Below are 15,692 nucleotides of genomic sequence, written 5' to 3' on the forward strand. Positions count from 1 at the left end.
CGCGACATGCGGCGGTTGCTGCCGGTGGGGAAGCGCAGTCTTGCCCCACGGCATACCTTCTGAAGTTCCCGATCGGCCCGGACCGGCGCACGAGCGCCGTCCCACCGCTCAGGAAGATCTCTCATGCAGGACAACCGCACCTTCGCCGACTTCGGTCTGCACCCCGACATCGTGGCCGCCCTGGCCGACATGGGGATCACCACACCCTTCCCGATCCAGGCGATGACGCTGCCGGTGGCGATGAGCCGCCACGACATCATCGGGCAGGCCAAGACCGGCACCGGCAAGACCCTCGGCTTCGGCCTTCCGCTGCTGCACAACGTCGTCGCCCCCGGCGACGAGGGGTATGCGGCGCTGGAGCGGCCGGGCGCTCCCCAGGCCCTCGTCGTGGCCCCCACGCGCGAGCTCGCCGTGCAGGTCGCCGGCGACCTCACCAAGGCGGGCTCGCGGCGCGGCATCCGGGTCCTCACCGTCTACGGCGGCCGGGCCTACGAGCCGCAGATCGAGGCCCTGGAGAAGGGCGTCGAGGTCGTCGTCGGCACCCCCGGCCGACTGCTGGACCTGGCCTCCAAGGGCCACCTGACGCTGGCCCACGCGCGCACCGTCGTGCTGGACGAGGCCGACGAGATGCTCGACCTCGGCTTCCTGCCCGACGTGGAGAAGATGCTGGCGCTCACGCCGGCCGGTCGGCACACGATGCTCTTCTCCGCGACGATGCCGGGGGCCGTCGTCGCCCTGGCCCGTTCGTACATGACTCAGCCGACCCACATCCGCGCGATGAGCGACGACGGTGACGACCGCCGGACGGTGGCCGCGGTCGAGCAGTTCGCCTACCGGGCGCACGCCATGGACAAGGTGGAGATGCTGGCGCGGATCCTGCAGGCCGAGGGCCGCGGGCTGACCATCGTCTTCACCCGCACCAAGCGGACCGCCGCCAAGGTCTCCGACGAGCTCGCCGACCGCGGCTTCGCGGCCGCGGCCATCCACGGCGACCTGGGCCAGGGTGCGCGGGAACAGGCGCTGCGCGCCTTCCGGTCCGGCAAGGTCGACGTGCTGGTGGCCACCGACATCGCGGCCCGTGGCATCGACGTCGAGGCGGTCACCCACGTCATCAACTACCAGTGCCCCGAGGACGAGAAGACCTACCTGCACCGCATCGGCCGCACCGCGCGGGCCGGCGCGGCGGGCGTGGCCGTCACCTTCGTGGACTGGGACGACCTGCACCGCTGGGCCCTGATCAACAAGGCCCTCGACCTCGGCTACCCCGAGCCGGAGGAGACCTACTCCTCCAGCCCGCACCTGTTCGAGCAGCTGAACATCCCGGAAGGGACCCGCGGCACCCTGCCGCGCTCCAACCGCACCCGTGAGGGGCTGGCCGGCGAGGTGCTGGAGGACCTTGGCGGGCCCGAGCACGGTCGCACCGGCGGCCGCGGTGCCGGTGGTGGCCGCTCGGACCGGGGACGCTCCGGCGGCCAGGGCCGCGCGGGACGCTCGGGCAGTGATGGGCGGGACGGGCGTGACGGGCGTGAGGGTCGCGCCGCGACCGAGCAGCGCACCGACGGCGCGGGCCGACGCCGCCGCCGGCGGACCAACCGCGCCGCCCAGGGCTGACCTCGGGTCCTCGGGCGCTTCAGGCGCCCAGGAGCCGCTGACCGGCGGTGGTCTCGAGCAGCCGCTCGAACTCCGCCGGGTCGGTGGTGTTCTCCCCCAACAGGTTGGGCTTGCCCGCCCCGTGGTAGTCGCTGGAGCCGGTCCGCACCAGACCGAGCCGCCTGACGAGGGCCGCCGCACGCTCGCGGTCGGTCCGGTCGTGGTCGCGATGGTCAACCTCCAGGCCCACCATCCCGGCCTCCACCATCTCCTCGATGACCTCCTCGGTGACCACCCGCCCCCGCTTGCTGGCGAACGGGTGGGCCATCACCGCGGCCCCGCCGGCCGCGACGACCAGCTCGACCGCCTCGACGGGGCTGGGCGCGTAGTGGGAGACGTAGTAGGGGCTGGACGAGGCGAGCACCTCCGCGAACGCCGCCTCCCGGTCGGGGTAGCGCCCGTTGGCGACCAGCACGTCGGCCAGGTGCGGACGGCCCAGCGAGGTCTCCCCCGGGCTCGCGGCCCGCACCTCCGCGTAGCTCACCGGGTAACCGTCGGCGGCCAGCCGCTCGGCCATCACCTGGATCCGGGTGTCCCGGCTGTGACGGCTCCGCGCCAGCTCCGCCCCCAGGTCCGGGTCGTCCGGGTCGGGCAGGTAGGCCAGCAGGTGGACCGAGATGCCGCGCCAGCTGCAGGAGATCTCGATGCCCGGCACGACCACGACGCCGTGCTCCCGGCCGGCTGCGCCCGCCTCCTCCCAACCCGTGGTGACGTCGTGGTCGGTGAGCGCCACGGTCCCCACTCCGGCCCGGGCGGCCTGACGCACGAGCTCGGCGGGCGGCTCCGTCCCGTCGCTGCACCAGGAGTGGGTATGCAGGTCGATCACGGAGCGGAGCGGCGGCATACCCCCACCGTAGGCGTTGAGGCGGGACGCACCGCGCCCGAGGCGTCATACTGGATGGCGGACCCGTGCCGTGCCGGCACCGCCCCACCATCCGTAGGAGCAGCATGACCCCCACCCCGGCGACCCTCCGCACCGCGGGCGCAGCCGCCCTGTTGTCGGTGCTCGTGCTGGCCGGCTGCAGCGAGGAGGAACCCCTCCCCCAGCCCCCCGCGACCTCGGCGCCCACGGCCCAGGAGCCCACGACCCAGGCCCCGGACGACGAGTCGGCCACCACCTCACCCGTCGACGACGCGGACGTCACCACCGCGCCCGCCGACGACGAAGGCGCCACCCAGACGGCTGAGCCTGGGCCCGACCCCGAGCTGAGCGCCACCGACGGCAGCTTCACCATCGAGCTGCCCGACGGCTGGGAGGACGCCTACGAGCTGGCCGAGCAGGAGGGCGTGCTGCTCGCGGCCAAGGAGATCGAGCGCAAGGACGAGTTCTTCACCAACGTCGTGGTGACGCAGGAGGAGTACGTCAGCAACCTGACCACCGCCGTCGAGGAGGCCGCCGCGGAGCTCGCCGGGGAGGACGGTGAGTACGAGCTGCTGGAGCCGGCCCCCGTCGACGGCAACCGCGCCCCCGGCTACACCCTGGTCCGCGACGTGCAGGGCTCGACCATCCATCAGACCCAGCGGTGGATCTCCCACGACGGGACCCTCTACGTCGTCACCTTCTCCGCGATCGACAGCCAGGCCGAGGAGGCCGCCGGGGCGCTCGACGAGATCCTCTCCAGCTGGAGCTGGCAGGACTGAGCGCCTGAGCGCTTGCGGGGCGCTTCCGGGCCGCCGCAGCTGCCCTCAGGCGCTCCTCAGGTGGTGACGTGGCTGCCGCGGGAGCGGCGGCGGGCCCGGAGCGCGGCCCGGTCCAGCCCGAGGCGGCGACGGGCCAGGTAGCCGCCCATCGCCAGGCCCGCGGCGAGGGCGACACCGGTCGAGACCGCCACGACCAGCCAGACCATCGCCTGCGGCATGGTCGCGGCCGAGTTCTGCATCAGCAGGTAGAGCGAGCGGTAGACCGACAGGCCGGGGAGCAGCGCCACGATGGCGGCCGTGGCGACCGCGGCCTCCGCCACGTGCAGGCGGCGGTAGGCCACGTAGGCCAGCGCACCCACCAGGGTGGCGGCGACGGCCGTGGCCATCGCCGACGCCAGGCCCAGGGCCATCAGGCTGGCGTAGATCATCCAGGACAGCGCGGAGATGAGCACGCTGATGACGATGGTCCTCAGCCCTGCGTAGGTGTTGAGGCAGAACCCGAGCGCGATGAGCATCGCGCCCAGGGTGCTCAGCAGGGGCGAGCCCGCCGTCGAGACGACGGCCGAAGCCTCCATGGACACCCCCAGGCTGCGCCCGAAGCCGATGACGACCGCCACCCCGACGGCGATGCCGAGGGTCATCATCATCACCTCCAGCCCTCGGGCCCCGGCCGTGACGTAGTACCCGTCCACGGCGTCCTGGGCGGCCCCCAGCACGCCGAGACCGGCGAGCAGCACGACGATGCCGGAGATGACGACCACCGACGGGGTGAAGCTGACCTCCGGCAGGATGACGTCGCCATACCTGAACAGCAGCAGCGCGAACAGGGCCGGGACGGCGGCGCTGACCGCCTGGGTGAAGAAGGCCGCGACGCCGGCGCGGTACAGCGCCCGCTGCACGCGGTCCACCAGGGCCGTCGAGACGGCCGCGACACCCCACATGAAGGGCCCGACGCCGAACAGCATGACGACCCCGACCGCCATGATCGAGGACCCGAGCGTGACCACCCAGCGGCGGTAGGGATGGGGGGAGGCGAGCAGCTTCTGCAGCCTCGTGCGGGCCGTGGTCACGTCCATCGTCGGCCCGCCCGGGCCGGCCGAGGCGATGATCCGCTCGATGTGCTTCTGCACCGCCTCCAGGCGCGTGTAGTCGGGCGACCGGCCAGAGACCACCCGCATCACGCTGAGCGGGTCCTCGTCCAGACCACGGTGGATCGAGACGGTGATCGAGGTGTAGGTGATGTCGACGTGCACCGAGCCCACGCCGTAGGCCTGACCGAGGCGCAGCACGGTGGCGACCGTGTCCGCGGCCGACGCACCCGTCGCCAGCATCGCCTCACCCACCCGCAGCGCCAGGTCGATCACCTCGCGGGCCTTCTGCTGGGTGACCTCCTCGTCCCCGGTGCGCTGACCCAGGGCCATCGTGGGCGGCGCGCTGGAGCGCACGACGTGCACGGCGGCCTCCCGCAGGTGCCGGCCCAGGCGGGAGGCGGGCTTCAGCTGGCGGGGCGGGATCTGCTGGGGACCGGTGACCTCGGTGCGAAGGTCCGTGGTGGGTGACTCACTCATCGCCGACCAGCCTAGTGGCGTCGGCCACCCCCGGCGCTCCGCCGGCGGCGGACGCCTACCATGGTCGGCGTGAGTGAGAAGCAGCACAAGGCCGAGCACCGTAACCGTCCCACCGGCAAGGCGTTCATGGCCTTCATGCGCCAGAACTGGGCTCCCCGGGACGGGCAGCTGCCGCCGCTCACTGAGGCGGCCCGGTATGCCGCGGCGCGCCGGGAGACGGTGTCCGCCGCCTTCCCGGGCGAGCGGCTCGTCATCCCCGCCGGCGGCCTGAAGGTCCGCAGCAACGACACCGACTACGTCTTCCGTCCGCACAGCGCGTTCGCGCACCTGACCGGGCTGGGCGCGGACCGCGAGCCGGACGCCGTGCTGGTCCTGGACCCGGTGACCGGTGAGGACGGCGCTCCCGCCGGGCACGAGGCGGTCCTCTACTTCCTGCCGCTCGCCGACCGGGACAGCGAGGAGTTCTTCGCCGACTCCCGGGTCGGGGAGTTCTGGGTCGGTGCGCGACCCACCCTCGAGTCCGCCTCCACCGAGCTTGGCCTATCCACCCGGCACCTGGGCGAGCTGCCCGACGCCGTCGCCAAGGACACCGGGGCCGGCGGGGTCTCGGTGCGCGTGGTGCGCGACGCCGACGGCGAGGTCGCAGCCATGGTCGACAGGGTCCGTCAGCAGGCGGGGCTCGCGCAGGAGGACCAGGTCGAGGCCGCCGCACAGGCGGACGCCGAGCTGGCCCGCTCGCTGTCGACCCACCGACTCGTCAAGGACGACTGGGAGGTCCGGCAGATGGAGGAGGCCGTGGAGGCGACCGCCACCGCCTTCGACGCCGTCGTCGCCGAGCTGCCGGAGGCGGTCCGCCGCGGCCGGGGCGAGCGCTGGATCGAGGGTGTCTTCGGGCTGCACGCCCGCCACGCCGGCAACGGCGTCGGCTACGACTCCATCTGCGCCGCCGGGGAGCACGCCACCACGCTGCACTGGACCCGCAACACCGGCGAGGTCCAGGAGGGCCAGCTGCTGCTGCTGGACGCGGGCGTGGAGACCGACTCGCTCTACACCGCGGACGTCACCCGCACGGTGCCGGTGTCCGGGACGTTCACGCCCGCTCAACGCCGGGTCTACGAGGCGGTCCTGGAGGCGCAGGAGGCCGGCCTCGCCGCGGCCCGCCCCGGCAACCGGTTCAAGGACGTGCACGCCGCAGCCATCGAGGTCATCGCCCGCCACCTGCTGGAGTGGGGGCTGCTGCCCGAGGGGGTGACCCTGGAGCAGACGCTCGACGCCGAGGAGGGCCAGTTCCACCGCCGGTGGATGGTGCACGGCACCAGCCACCACCTGGGCATCGACGTGCACGACTGCGCGCTGGCCCTGCGCGGGGACTACGTGGAGGGCGAGCTGCGGGAGGGCATGATCCTCACCGTGGAGCCGGGCCTGTACTTCAAGTCCGACGACCTGCTCGTGCCGGAGGAGCTCCGCGGCATCGGCGTGCGGATCGAGGACGACATCGTCATCACGGCCGACGGCAACCGCAACCTGTCGGCGATGCTGCCGCGCACGGCCGACGAGGTCGAGGCCTGGGTGCAGGCCGGGGGCGTGCGCAGCGCCGGGTGAGGCCCCTCAGGTGTTGCCCGGCAGGCCCTGACCGCCCGGCATCCGGTCGAGCAGGTCGCGTGCCTGCTGCGCCAGCTTGTGCTCGGTCAGCACCTCGTAGCGGGTGGCCACCACCTGGCTGACCGAGGTGAAGTCCCGGCGACCGCGGGTCATGGCATACCCGATGAGGGCCCAGACGAGGCCGAAGAACGCACCGAAGAGCACACAGCCCAGGATGGTCATCAGCGCGTCGCGCGGGCCGGCGAAGAGGGCGAAGATCAGCCCGACGAACAGGCCGAGCCACACCCCGGAGAGGGCTCCGCCCAGGGCCACCCGACCCGTCGTCAGCCGGCCAGTGACCCGCTCGACCTGTTTCAGGTCGGTGCCGACGATCATGCACTGCTCGACCGGGAACTCGTGGTCCGAGAGGTGGTCCACGGCGGCCTGGGCGTCCTCGTAGCGGTCGTAGACCCCCAGGCTCATCGGGTAGTCGAGGGCAAGCACGGGGCCAGGGCCGGGCGCAGGACGGCGGGCGGGGGTGGTCACAGCCTCATTGTGCCCCGACCGGACCGGGTCGGCTAGCCGCACGGCCCGGAGGCCGAGTCCGGTCCCGGAAAAGCGAAAGACCCCCAGGCCCAGGGCCTCGGGGGTCGTCGTACGCAGGTCGCCTCAGCGACGGAAGAGCCGGCGGCGGGGGCGGACGACGCGCTTGGCGACGTCCTCGGCCGGGGTATGCCGGTAAGCGCGCTCGGCGGACGGGCGGTAGGTGATCAGCGTGCCCATGTGGGTGTTGCTCATCCTTTCGTGGTTCGTCATCAGGTGTGTCGAGAGGTATGTCGCGAGCGTGGTCGCGGGTTCTCGGTGGTGGCGGGCGACATGACGTGAACGTCAAGTACGTGATCCTTCACCTAAGAGTGTACGTGCTGAGGGGCGCCGATATTCCCGTGCCTGGGCGGGGCCTCCCCGGCTCGCTCGTTATCCTTCCCGGGTGAGCCTCTCCCGTGTCTTCGTCGCCCGGCTCAACGGGCTGAGCGTCTTCGACCCCCTGGGAGATGAGGTCGGTCGGGTCCGTGACGTCGTCGTCACCCTGGCGGGCCGGATGGCCACCGAGGAGCCGCGCGTCATCGGGATGGTGGTCGAGGTGCCGGGCCGGCGCCGCGTCTTCGTGCCGATCACCCGGGTGACCTCGGTGGACAGCGGGCAGGTCATCACCACCGGACTGGTGAACATGCGCCGTTTCGAGCAACGCGCCGGTGAGACGCTGGTGGTGGGCGAGCTGCTGGACCGGCAGGTGATGGTGGTCGACGGGGACGACCGGTTCTCCGCCGTGGTCGAGGACGTGGCGATGGAGCGCCAGCGCAGCGGCGACTGGCGGCTGACCAAGGCCTTCGTCCGCAAGGGTGTCGACGGCCGGCCGCCCCGTGGGAGCGGGCTGCTGCGTCGGCGCCGCGGCGAGACGGTGCTGGTCGACACCGAGCACGTGCACGGGCTGCAGGACGCCGGCCCGGCCCAGGCGGCGACCGCCCTGCTGGAGGCCTACGAGGACCTCAAGCCGCAGGACCTGGCCGAGGCCATCCACGACCTGACCCCCAAGCGTCGCGCGGAGGTGGCCGACGCCCTGGACGACGAGACCCTGGCCGACGTCATGGAGGAGCTGCCCGACGACGACCGGCTCGAGATCCTGACCCACCTGGCCACCGAACGGGCGGCGGACATCCTGGAGGTCATGCAGCCCGACGACGCGACCGACCTGCTGGCCGACCTCCCGGAGGAGACGCAGGAGGAGCTGCTGCAGCTGATGCAGCCGGACGAGGCGGCCGACATCCGCCGCCTGCTCACCTACGAGGAGGACACCGCGGGCGGGCTGATGACCACCGAGCCGGTGATCCTCGGCCCGGAGGCCAGCATCGCCGAGGCGCTGGCGATGGTGCGCCGGGAGGAGCTGCACCCCGCGACCGCCTCCCTCGTCTACGTGACCCGGCCGCCGCACGAGACACCGACCGGCCGGCTCCTCGGCAGCGTGCACATCCAGCGCCTGCTGCGCGAGCCGCCCCACCAACCGGTCGGGAGCGTCCTCGACACCGGCATCGACCCGGTGCCGCCCGGGGCCACCCTGGGCCGGATCACCCGTGCGCTGGCCGCGGACAACCTCGTCGCCCTGCCCGTCACCGACCCGGAGGGCCGGCTGCTGGGCGCGGTCACCGTGGACGACGTGCTCGACCATCTCCTGCCCGACGACTGGCGCGAGGACCGGCACGACCTGACCGAGGTGCACGATGTCTGAGCCGACGCAGGACCGGCGCCGGTGGCGCGCCGCCGACCCCGGGCGGGGGTCGCTCGACCAGCCCCTGGCCAAGCGCGCGCGTCTCAGCCTGCGCCCGCAGAACATGGACCCGGAGAGCTTCGGCGCCTTCGCCGAGCGGTTCGCCCGGTTCATGGGCACGGCCCGCTTCCTGGTCTACATGACGGCCTTCGTGGCGATCTGGCTGCTGTGGAACACGGTGATGCCCGAGGAGGTGCGGTTCGACCCCTACGCCTTCATCTTCCTCACGCTCATGCTCAGCCTCCAGGCCTCCTACGCCGCGCCGCTGATCCTGCTGGCCCAGAACCGTCAGGACGACCGCGACAAGGTGGCGATGGAGCAGGACCGCGCCCGCGACGAGCGCAACCTGGCCGACACCGAGTTCCTCACCCGCGAGGTGGCGGCCCTGCGCCTGTCGATGCGGGAGGTCGCCACCCGCGACTTCCTGCGCTCCGAGCTGCGCGACCTCATCGAGGAGGTGGAGGCCCGCGCGGAGGAGCGCGGCCGCCGCGCCGCCCTGGCGGAGCACGAGGGCGAGGACGTGGGGTCTGGCGAGCGCCCGGAACGCTGACCCTGCCCACCGCCCGTGGGGAGCACCCAGGCACCCGGCCTACCATGGACCCCATGCCATCCCCCAGCACTGACGCTCTGCACGCTGCCCTGGCCACCGTCAACGACCCGGAGATCAAGAAGCCGATCACCGAGCTCGGCATGGTCGACGCCGTCGACACCACCGAGGACGGGCACGTCCAGGTCACCGTGCTGCTCACCGTCGCCGGCTGCCCCATGAAGGACACCATCACCCGTGACGTCACCGCGGCGGTGGGTCGGGTCGAGGGAGTCACCGGCGTGGACGTGCGTCTGGGCGTGATGAGCGACGAGCAGCGCGGCAACCTGAGGAACCAGCTGCGGGGCGGGCAGGCCGAGAAGGAGATCCCCTTCGCCCGGCCCGACTCGCTGACGACCGTGTATGCCGTGGCCTCGGGCAAGGGTGGCGTGGGCAAGTCCTCGGTCACCGTCAACCTCGCTGCTGCGCTGGCCGAGGAGGGTCTGCGGGTGGGGGTCGTGGACGCCGACATCTACGGCTTCTCGGTGCCGCGCATGCTGGGCGTGACCCAGCAGCCGACCCAGGTCGACGACATGATCCTGCCCCCGGTGGCCGAGCCGTCCGGGGTCAAGGTGATCTCCATCGGCATGTTCGTCCCCGGCAACCAGCCGGTGGTCTGGCGCGGACCGATGCTGCACCGGGCGGTGCAGCAGTTCCTCGCCGACGTGTACTGGGGCGACCTGGACATCCTGCTGCTCGACCTGCCGCCGGGCACCGGCGACATCGCGATCTCCGTGGCCCAGCTGCTGCCCAGCAGCGAGCTGATCGTCGTCACCACGCCGCAGCAGGCCGCGGCCGAGGTGGCCGAGCGGGCCGGGTCGATCGCTCTGCAGACCCACCAGCGCATCGCCGGCGTCGTGGAGAACATGTCGTGGCTGGAGCTGCCCGACGGCAGCCGCCAGGAGCTCTTCGGCAGCGGCGGCGGCCAGGCCGTGGCCGACTCGCTGTCCCGCGCGATCGGCGCCCAGGTGCCGCTGCTGGGTCAGGTGCCGCTCGACGTGGCCCTGCGCGAGGGCGGCGACACCGGTTCACCGGTCGTGATGGCGCAGCCGGACTCCCCCGCCGCGGCCGCCCTGCGCGGGGTGGCCCGCCAGCTGGCCCGCCGCGGACGCGGCCTGGCCGGCCGCAAGCTCGGCATCACCCCGACGCTGTCGCGCTGACCCACCTGCCTTGACCTGCCGGCGGTGCCTCCGGGCACCGCCGGTGGTCGGCATACCCCGTGCACCTGCACCGGCTGTGCGCGCGCTAGGTCGCGTCGGTGTCGAAGGGCGTGGGCAGCGAGGGATCGTGCAGCGCCGAGGTGCGCAGGGTCGGGCGCGGGTCGGGCCTGGCTGCGGTCGTCGCTCCGGAGGGGGCCGTCTGCGCCGGTCTCGAGGGCGGCGTGGTCAGGGCGTCCCGGACGATCCGGCGCGGGTCGTACTGGCGCGGGTCGAGCTGGCGCCAGTCGATGTCCTGGAAGGTCGGGCCCAGCTCCTCCTCGATCTGTCCCTTGGCGCCCTCGGCCAGGTCGCGCAGGTAGCGCACCCCCTGCCCCAGCTTGGCGGCATACTCGGGCAGCCGCGAGGGGCCGAGGAGGATGAGGGCGGCCAGGATGAGCAGCACGATCTCTCCCCCGTGCAGCGTCCCGATCATCCTGCTCCTCGTCAGCCCGAGCGGCCCTGGCGACCGCGCAGCCCAGCCTACCTAGCGCTCCCGCCTATCCCTCGCTGCCGGCCAGGGTGATGCTCACCGTCCGCTCGGTGCCGTTGTCCGTCCGCAGCGTCATCTCGACGGTGTCGCCGACCCGGTGGGAGCGCAGGACGACCAGCAGGTGGCTCGAGTCGCGGATCCGGGTGTCGTCGACGGAGACGATGACGTCGCCCGGGCGCACGCCCGCGGCCTCGGCCGGGCCGCCGGGGATCACCGGCGGACTGCCCTCGCGACCGGCCAGCAGCACCCGCGCGCCCTCGCCGGTGTACTGCAGGTCGATGTGGACACCGATCACCGGGTGCTCGCTGCGACCGGTCTCGATGAGCTGGGTCGCGGTGTGCTCCGCCTGGTCGGCGGGGATCGCGAAACCGAGCCCGATGCTGCCGACGGCACGGCCGAGACCGCTGGTCGGCAGCTGCGCCAGGGCCGAGTTCACCCCCACCACGCGCCCGTTCAGGTCGAGCAAGGGGCCGCCGGAGTTGCCGGGGTTGATCGCCGCGTCGGTCTGGATGGCGTTGATGTAGCTCACGCTCGAGGCCTCGCCGGCCACCACGGGACGGTCCAGGGCCGAGACGATGCCACTGGTCACCGTGCTGTCCAGGCCGAGCGGCGCGCCCACGGCCACCACCGTCTGGCCGACCTGGACCTCGGCGGAGTCGGCGAACGGCAGGGCGGGCAGGCCGGTGCCGTCGATCTTCAGCACGGCGATGTCGTAGGCCGTGTCCGAGCCGACCACCTCGGCCGGCACCGGTTCGCTGCCCGGCAGCTCCACGGTGATCTCGGTCCGGGGGCCGGCGTCGGCGATGACGTGGGCATTGGTCAGCAGGTAACCGTCCTCGCGGATGACGAAACCGGAGCCGAGGCCGTCGCCGCCGACCGAGATGAGCGCGACGCTGGGCAGCGCGGCCTGCGAGAGACCCGGGATCGAGCCGTCCGCGGCGACGGGGGACGGGGCGGCCGCCTGCTGCCGGGCGGGCTCGGCCTGGACGACCACGGGCGCCTCCTCGGGCGATCCGGTCAGCTGGTCGGCCAGCACACCGCCGGCCAGGCCGCCCACCAGCCCTGCCGCGCCGGCAGCGGCCACGACCGGACCCAACCGGCCCGGGCTGCGGCGTCGCCGCCGCTCGCGCCCGGTGGGCGGAGGCGGCGTGGACGCGGGCGGCCCGTCGGGTCCGGCCAGCGTGGACGGAGCAGGTCCCAGCAGGGGGACGGTGTGGTCCACGGGCAGTCCCTGGGTCGGGTCGGTCATGGCTCAGAGTGTCTCAGGAGCGTTCGGTCCCCCAGGCAGGGCGCTCATCCGAGGGCGGTCACGGGACGCGAGAGCCCCGGTGCCGGTCGGGCTGCCGTCTCCGGACGCCGGTGCTCCAGGGACTGGCGCAGCAGCGCCCGGCCCCGGTGGATGCGGGAGCGGACGGTGCCCATCTTGATGCCGAGGGTCTGGGCCACCTCCTCGTAGGAGTAGCCCTCGATGTCCGCCAGCACCACCGCGGCGCGGAACTGCGGCGGCAGCGCCAGGAGCGCCTGCTGGATGTCCGCGTCCAGGTGCGTCATCGCGTAGACCTGCTCGGGGTCGGTGCCGGTCGAACGCAGCGGCAGCCGCGCGGACAGCTCCTCGGTGAGGGCGTCGAACCTGATCCGCTGCTTGCGCCGCACCTTGTCCAGGAAGAGGTTGGTGGTGATCCGGTGCAGCCAGCCCTCGAAGGTCCCGGGCCGGAAGGTGTGCAGCGAGCGGAAGACGCGCACGAAGACGTCCTGCGTCAGGTCCTCGGCCTCGTGCGGATCCCCGGTCAGCCGGTACGCCAGGCGGTAGACGCGCGCGGAGTGCTCCCGCACGATCTCCTCCCACGTGGGCGGCACCCAGTCAGGCGTCGTCATGCGGCACAGGGTGGCAGTCCGACCTGTGAACGGGCTGTGGCCGAGCACGCCGAGACCTCGGATATAGGCTGGGGCCATGTCCGCACCCAAGGCCGCCTCGCTGTCCTACGCCGAGGAGTTCATCACCCCGCACCCGGTCATCGAGCAGGCCCAGCGCCGGGCCGAGGAGCTCGGTGCCACCCCCGTCGGGAGCGGTGCCGGGGCGACGCTGCGGCTGCTGGCGGCCACCGTGCAGGCGCGGCACGTCGTCGAGGTGGGGACGGGCGCCGGCAGCTCCGGCTTGTGGATGCTGCAGGGTATGCCGCGCGACGGCATCCTGACCACGATCGACAGCGAGGCCGAGAACCAGCGGGCCGCCAAGGAGGCCTACGCGGCCGCCGGTATCCCCACCCAGCGCACCCGCGTCATCCGTGGCGACGCCGCAGCCGTGCTCAGCCGGCTCACCGACGGCGCCTACGACATGGTCCTCGTCGATGCGGACAAGGCCTCCTACCGCGTCTACATCACCGAGGCCATCCGCCTGCTACGCGTCGGCGGGGTGCTCGCGGTCGACAACATGCTCTGGCACGACAAGGTCGCCGACCCTGCCGCCCGGGACGAGACCACGACGCTGCTGCGGGACCTCGGCAAGGAACTGCGCGAGGACGACCGGCTGCTGCCCGCGCTGCTGCCGGTGGGGGACGGCCTCCTCGTGGCCGTCCGCCGCTGACCCGCCGCACCGCAGGAGCGACTGAGAAGCCCTGGACCGCTCGAAGCGCCCACCTGCCCGGGCGCTCCTCCGGCGAGCGTCAGGGCCCCGGGAACGCAGAAGCCCCCGGACCGGATCGGTCCAGGGGCTTCCGACGCGGGTCGGACTCAGCCCAGGCACTCCTTGATGGCGTCACCCAGCGCGCCAGCCTCCTCGGCGTTCATCTCCACGACGAGACGTCCACCGCCTTCGAGGGGCATGCGCAGCACGATGCCGCGCCCTTCCTTGGTGACCTCCAGGGGACCGTCTCCGGTGCGAGGCTTCATTGCTGCCATGTGGGGGATGCCCTTTCGTGTGACGCGGCGAAAGACCGCGGCCCGCGACGTTCTGCCGCGGACGTCGAACGACCACCATTATCCCCCACCTGCTCAGGTGCTGCCTAATCGGGTATGCGACACGTCGGGCACACTGTCGGGCGTGCATGCACGTTCCGCGGTCGTGGACCTCTACGGCGACCATCTGAGCCGTCGTGGCTGGTGGGCGCCGGTGTCGGCCGTCGTCGGGCTGGCCGAGAGCGTCTCGGTCCAGGCCCCTGCGACGCGTACCGCGATCAGCCGGCTCGTGGCCCAGGGATGGTTGCGGGCCCAGGTGCGCGACGGGGTGCGGGGGTATGCCGCGACCGGCCGTGCGCAGGCACGGTGGCGGCACGCGCACGCCCGGATCTACGCCACGGGTCCGGCCCCCTGGGACGGGCGCTGGCACCTCGTCCAGGTCGACACGGCCGGCGAGCGCCGCCTCCGCGACCAGGTGTCCTCCACCCTGTCCTACCTCGGCTACGGCAGGTGCCCCGGCGGGGGCTGGATCAGCCCCTGGTTCAGCCCCGAGCTCGCGGCCTCCCTGGATGTGCTCGGTGTGCGCTGGCTGTCGGTGCACGGGGACCTGGAGGGGGTGCCCGACCCTGGCCGCTTCGCCGCCTCGGTCTGGGACCTGGGCGGGTTGGCGGCGGCCTACGAGCAGTTTCTCGCCGAGCTGCCCACCGTCCCGGAGGGTGCGGGCCCGCGGGAGGCCTACGTGCTCCGCACGCGACTGGTCCACGCCTGGCGCCGCTTCCTCTTCCTGGACCCCGGCCTCCCCCAGGAGGTGCTGCCGCTGGACTGGGTGGGCCACCGCGCCCGGACCGGGTTCCTGACCCGGGCGCAGGAGCTCGGACCGGCGGCGGGGGTGTTCGTCGACCAGGCGCTCACCGGTAGATTGACCGGCCATGAGCGCTGAGCAGAGCCCTGTCCTCCTCGACCGCGCCGACGGCGTGGCCACCCTCACCCTGAACCGCCCCGAGGCGATGAACTCCCTCGACGTGGCCACCAAGGAGCAGCTGCTGGCCGCGCTGCGGGAGGCGGCCGCCGACCCCGACATCCGGTGCGTCGTGCTCACCGGGACGGGCCGGGCGTTCTGCGTCGGTCAGGACCTCAAGGAGCACGTCGGCCTGCTGGCGCAGGACGCCGAGGCGCTGTGGCGCACCGTCGCCGACCACTACAACCCCGTGGTCGAGCTCATCGCCACGATGGACAAGCCTGTGGTCGCCGCGGTCAACGGGGTCGCTGCCGGCGCGGGCGCCGCCTTCGCGTTCGCCGCCGACCTGCGTTACGTCGCCAGCTCCGCCGGCTTCAACCTGGCCTTCACCGGGATCGCGCTGTCCTGCGACTCCGGGACGTCGTGGTCGCTGCCCCGCCTCGTCGGGGCCGCGAAGGCCAAGGAGCTGCTCTTCTTCCCCCGGACCGTGGGTGCGGAGGAGTCGCTGGGCCTGGGGCTGGCCACCGAGGTCGTCGCCGACGAGGAGCTCGCCGACCGGGTCGGCGAGGTGGCCCGGACCCTGGCCGCCGGGCCCACCCTGGCCTACGGCGCCGTCCGCCGGGCGATGGCCTTCTCCGCCGGCCACGGGCTGACCGACTCCCTCCAGCTCGAGGAAGAGCTGATGACCCGCACCGGCACCAGCGAGGACCACCGGGCCGCCGTGGACGCCTTCCTGGCCAAGGAGAAGCCGCGGTTCAGCGGTCGCTGACCGCTCCTGCGGTTCCTTCGCCGGCCGCAGTG

Annotated in this window: 17 protein-coding genes; 9 read left to right on the plus strand and 8 right to left on the minus strand. The window is 73.0% G+C overall.

Features of this window, described 5'->3' with window-relative positions; all coding sequences use genetic code 11:
* Nucleotides 1–123 precede the first annotated feature (123 nt).
* Entirely contained in the window at nucleotides 124–1,611 is a 1,488-nt protein-coding gene (locus ESZ52_RS13675; RefSeq protein ID WP_131105417.1) for a DEAD/DEAH box helicase, read from the plus strand.
* A gap of 19 nt (nucleotides 1,612–1,630) precedes the next feature.
* Here the strand turns inward: ESZ52_RS13675 and ESZ52_RS13680 are convergent, their stop codons facing one another.
* Entirely contained in the window at nucleotides 1,631–2,494 is an 864-nt protein-coding gene (locus ESZ52_RS13680; RefSeq protein ID WP_131105418.1) for a PHP domain-containing protein, read from the minus strand.
* 104 nt (nucleotides 2,495–2,598) lie between these two features.
* Here ESZ52_RS13680 and ESZ52_RS13685 point away from each other — a divergent pair, with 104 nt between their 5' ends.
* Nucleotides 2,599–3,291: a hypothetical protein gene (locus tag ESZ52_RS13685; protein WP_131105419.1), complete on the plus strand. Its 693-nt coding sequence runs from the start codon at nucleotides 2,599–2,601 to the stop codon at nucleotides 3,289–3,291.
* Nucleotides 3,292–3,347: 56 nt separating this feature from the next.
* Here ESZ52_RS13685 and ESZ52_RS13690 read toward each other — a convergent pair whose 3' ends face one another.
* Nucleotides 3,348–4,859 (minus strand): threonine/serine exporter family protein, encoded by a 1,512-nt coding sequence (locus ESZ52_RS13690; RefSeq protein WP_131105420.1) that lies wholly within the window; start codon nucleotides 4,857–4,859, stop codon nucleotides 3,348–3,350.
* Between the two features lie 69 nt (nucleotides 4,860–4,928).
* Between ESZ52_RS13690 and ESZ52_RS13695 the strand changes: the two genes are divergently transcribed.
* Nucleotides 4,929–6,461 (plus strand): aminopeptidase P family protein, encoded by a 1,533-nt coding sequence (locus ESZ52_RS13695; RefSeq protein WP_131105421.1) that lies wholly within the window; start codon nucleotides 4,929–4,931, stop codon nucleotides 6,459–6,461.
* 6 nt (nucleotides 6,462–6,467) lie between these two features.
* On the opposite strand, the gene ESZ52_RS13700 is transcribed toward ESZ52_RS13695, so the two are convergent.
* Together ESZ52_RS13700 and ESZ52_RS19920 are read right to left on the minus strand one after the other, a co-directional pair.
* Nucleotides 6,468–6,986, minus strand: coding sequence for a YflT domain-containing protein (locus tag ESZ52_RS13700; RefSeq protein ID WP_131105422.1), 519 nt, complete (start codon nucleotides 6,984–6,986; stop codon nucleotides 6,468–6,470).
* A 123-nt stretch (nucleotides 6,987–7,109) separates the two neighbouring features.
* Nucleotides 7,110–7,238, minus strand: coding sequence for a hypothetical protein (locus ESZ52_RS19920; RefSeq protein WP_272948385.1), 129 nt, complete (start codon nucleotides 7,236–7,238; stop codon nucleotides 7,110–7,112).
* A gap of 190 nt (nucleotides 7,239–7,428) precedes the next feature.
* Here ESZ52_RS19920 and ESZ52_RS13705 point away from each other — a divergent pair, with 190 nt between their 5' ends.
* Genes ESZ52_RS13705 through ESZ52_RS13715 form a run of 3 tightly spaced genes read left to right on the plus strand, consistent with a single transcriptional unit; the run spans nucleotide 7,429 to nucleotide 10,509 of the window.
* On the plus strand, nucleotides 7,429–8,724 hold the full coding sequence (locus ESZ52_RS13705) for a magnesium transporter MgtE N-terminal domain-containing protein (RefSeq protein WP_131105423.1): 1,296 nt from the start codon (nucleotides 7,429–7,431) through the stop codon (nucleotides 8,722–8,724).
* Nucleotides 8,717–9,313 carry a DUF1003 domain-containing protein gene (locus tag ESZ52_RS13710; protein WP_131105424.1) on the plus strand — a complete coding sequence of 199 codons (597 nt, stop codon included), beginning with the start codon at nucleotides 8,717–8,719 and terminating at the stop codon, nucleotides 9,311–9,313. The genes ESZ52_RS13705 and ESZ52_RS13710 overlap by 8 nt, the downstream gene beginning before the upstream one ends.
* A 53-nt stretch (nucleotides 9,314–9,366) precedes the next feature.
* On the plus strand, nucleotides 9,367–10,509 hold the full coding sequence (locus tag ESZ52_RS13715) for an Mrp/NBP35 family ATP-binding protein (protein ID WP_131105425.1): 1,143 nt from the start codon (nucleotides 9,367–9,369) through the stop codon (nucleotides 10,507–10,509).
* A gap of 85 nt (nucleotides 10,510–10,594) precedes the next feature.
* On the opposite strand, the gene ESZ52_RS13720 is transcribed toward ESZ52_RS13715, so the two are convergent.
* From ESZ52_RS13720 to sigE, 3 genes are all read right to left on the minus strand, one after another.
* Entirely contained in the window at nucleotides 10,595–10,981 is a 387-nt protein-coding gene (locus ESZ52_RS13720) for a twin-arginine translocase TatA/TatE family subunit (protein ID WP_131105426.1), read from the minus strand.
* Nucleotides 10,982–11,045: 64 nt separating this feature from the next.
* Nucleotides 11,046–12,287 (minus strand): S1C family serine protease, encoded by a 1,242-nt coding sequence (locus ESZ52_RS13725; RefSeq protein WP_131105427.1) that lies wholly within the window; start codon nucleotides 12,285–12,287, stop codon nucleotides 11,046–11,048.
* Between the two features lie 44 nt (nucleotides 12,288–12,331).
* The gene (sigE, locus tag ESZ52_RS13730) at nucleotides 12,332–12,913 is read right to left on the minus strand and encodes an RNA polymerase sigma factor SigE (RefSeq protein WP_131105428.1); all 582 of its coding nucleotides are present in this window, start codon (nucleotides 12,911–12,913) and stop codon (nucleotides 12,332–12,334) included.
* 76 nt (nucleotides 12,914–12,989) lie between these two features.
* Between sigE and ESZ52_RS13735 the strand changes: the two genes are divergently transcribed.
* Nucleotides 12,990–13,622, plus strand: coding sequence for an O-methyltransferase (locus tag ESZ52_RS13735; protein WP_131105429.1), 633 nt, complete (start codon nucleotides 12,990–12,992; stop codon nucleotides 13,620–13,622).
* Between the two features lie 146 nt (nucleotides 13,623–13,768).
* Here ESZ52_RS13735 and ESZ52_RS13740 read toward each other — a convergent pair whose 3' ends face one another.
* Complete coding sequence (locus ESZ52_RS13740) at nucleotides 13,769–13,936, minus strand: DUF3117 domain-containing protein (RefSeq protein ID WP_131105430.1); 168 nt, start codon at nucleotides 13,934–13,936, stop codon at nucleotides 13,769–13,771.
* Between the two features lie 142 nt (nucleotides 13,937–14,078).
* On the opposite strand from ESZ52_RS13740, the gene ESZ52_RS13745 reads away from it, so the two are divergent.
* Both ESZ52_RS13745 and ESZ52_RS13750 read left to right on the plus strand, forming a co-directional pair.
* Nucleotides 14,079–14,873, plus strand: coding sequence for a PaaX family transcriptional regulator (locus ESZ52_RS13745; protein WP_181009907.1), 795 nt, complete (start codon nucleotides 14,079–14,081; stop codon nucleotides 14,871–14,873).
* Nucleotides 14,863–15,660: an enoyl-CoA hydratase/isomerase family protein gene (locus tag ESZ52_RS13750; protein ID WP_131105432.1), complete on the plus strand. Its 798-nt coding sequence runs from the start codon at nucleotides 14,863–14,865 to the stop codon at nucleotides 15,658–15,660. Before ESZ52_RS13745 ends, ESZ52_RS13750 begins: the two co-directional genes overlap by 11 nt.
* Nucleotides 15,661–15,692 lie beyond the last annotated feature (32 nt).

The organism is Ornithinimicrobium sufpigmenti, from assembly GCF_004322775.1.
GTDB lineage: Bacteria > Actinomycetota > Actinomycetes > Actinomycetales > Dermatophilaceae > Ornithinicoccus > Ornithinicoccus sufpigmenti.

What these genes read in the sequence shown, in the direction of transcription:
- ESZ52_RS13690 (WP_131105420.1), bottom strand. Translation starts at nt 4,859, where the DNA reads ATGAGTGAGTCACCCACCACGGACCTTCGCACCGAGGTCACCGGTCCC.
- ESZ52_RS13680 (WP_131105418.1), bottom strand. Translation starts at nt 2,494, where the DNA reads ATGCCGCCGCTCCGCTCCGTGATCGACCTGCATACCCACTCCTGGTGC.
- ESZ52_RS13675 (WP_131105417.1), top strand. Translation starts at nt 124, where the DNA reads ATGCAGGACAACCGCACCTTCGCCGACTTCGGTCTGCACCCCGACATC.
- ESZ52_RS13685 (WP_131105419.1), top strand. Translation starts at nt 2,599, where the DNA reads ATGACCCCCACCCCGGCGACCCTCCGCACCGCGGGCGCAGCCGCCCTG.
- ESZ52_RS13710 (WP_131105424.1), top strand. Translation starts at nt 8,717, where the DNA reads ATGTCTGAGCCGACGCAGGACCGGCGCCGGTGGCGCGCCGCCGACCCC.
- sigE (WP_131105428.1), bottom strand. Translation starts at nt 12,913, where the DNA reads ATGACGACGCCTGACTGGGTGCCGCCCACGTGGGAGGAGATCGTGCGG.
- ESZ52_RS13725 (WP_131105427.1), bottom strand. Translation starts at nt 12,287, where the DNA reads ATGACCGACCCGACCCAGGGACTGCCCGTGGACCACACCGTCCCCCTG.
- ESZ52_RS13735 (WP_131105429.1), top strand. Translation starts at nt 12,990, where the DNA reads ATGTCCGCACCCAAGGCCGCCTCGCTGTCCTACGCCGAGGAGTTCATC.
- ESZ52_RS13750 (WP_131105432.1), top strand. Translation starts at nt 14,863, where the DNA reads ATGAGCGCTGAGCAGAGCCCTGTCCTCCTCGACCGCGCCGACGGCGTG.
- ESZ52_RS13720 (WP_131105426.1), bottom strand. Translation starts at nt 10,981, where the DNA reads ATGATCGGGACGCTGCACGGGGGAGAGATCGTGCTGCTCATCCTGGCC.
- ESZ52_RS13740 (WP_131105430.1), bottom strand. Translation starts at nt 13,936, where the DNA reads ATGGCAGCAATGAAGCCTCGCACCGGAGACGGTCCCCTGGAGGTCACC.
- ESZ52_RS13715 (WP_131105425.1), top strand. Translation starts at nt 9,367, where the DNA reads ATGCCATCCCCCAGCACTGACGCTCTGCACGCTGCCCTGGCCACCGTC.
- ESZ52_RS19920 (WP_272948385.1), bottom strand. Translation starts at nt 7,238, where the DNA reads ATGAGCAACACCCACATGGGCACGCTGATCACCTACCGCCCGTCCGCC.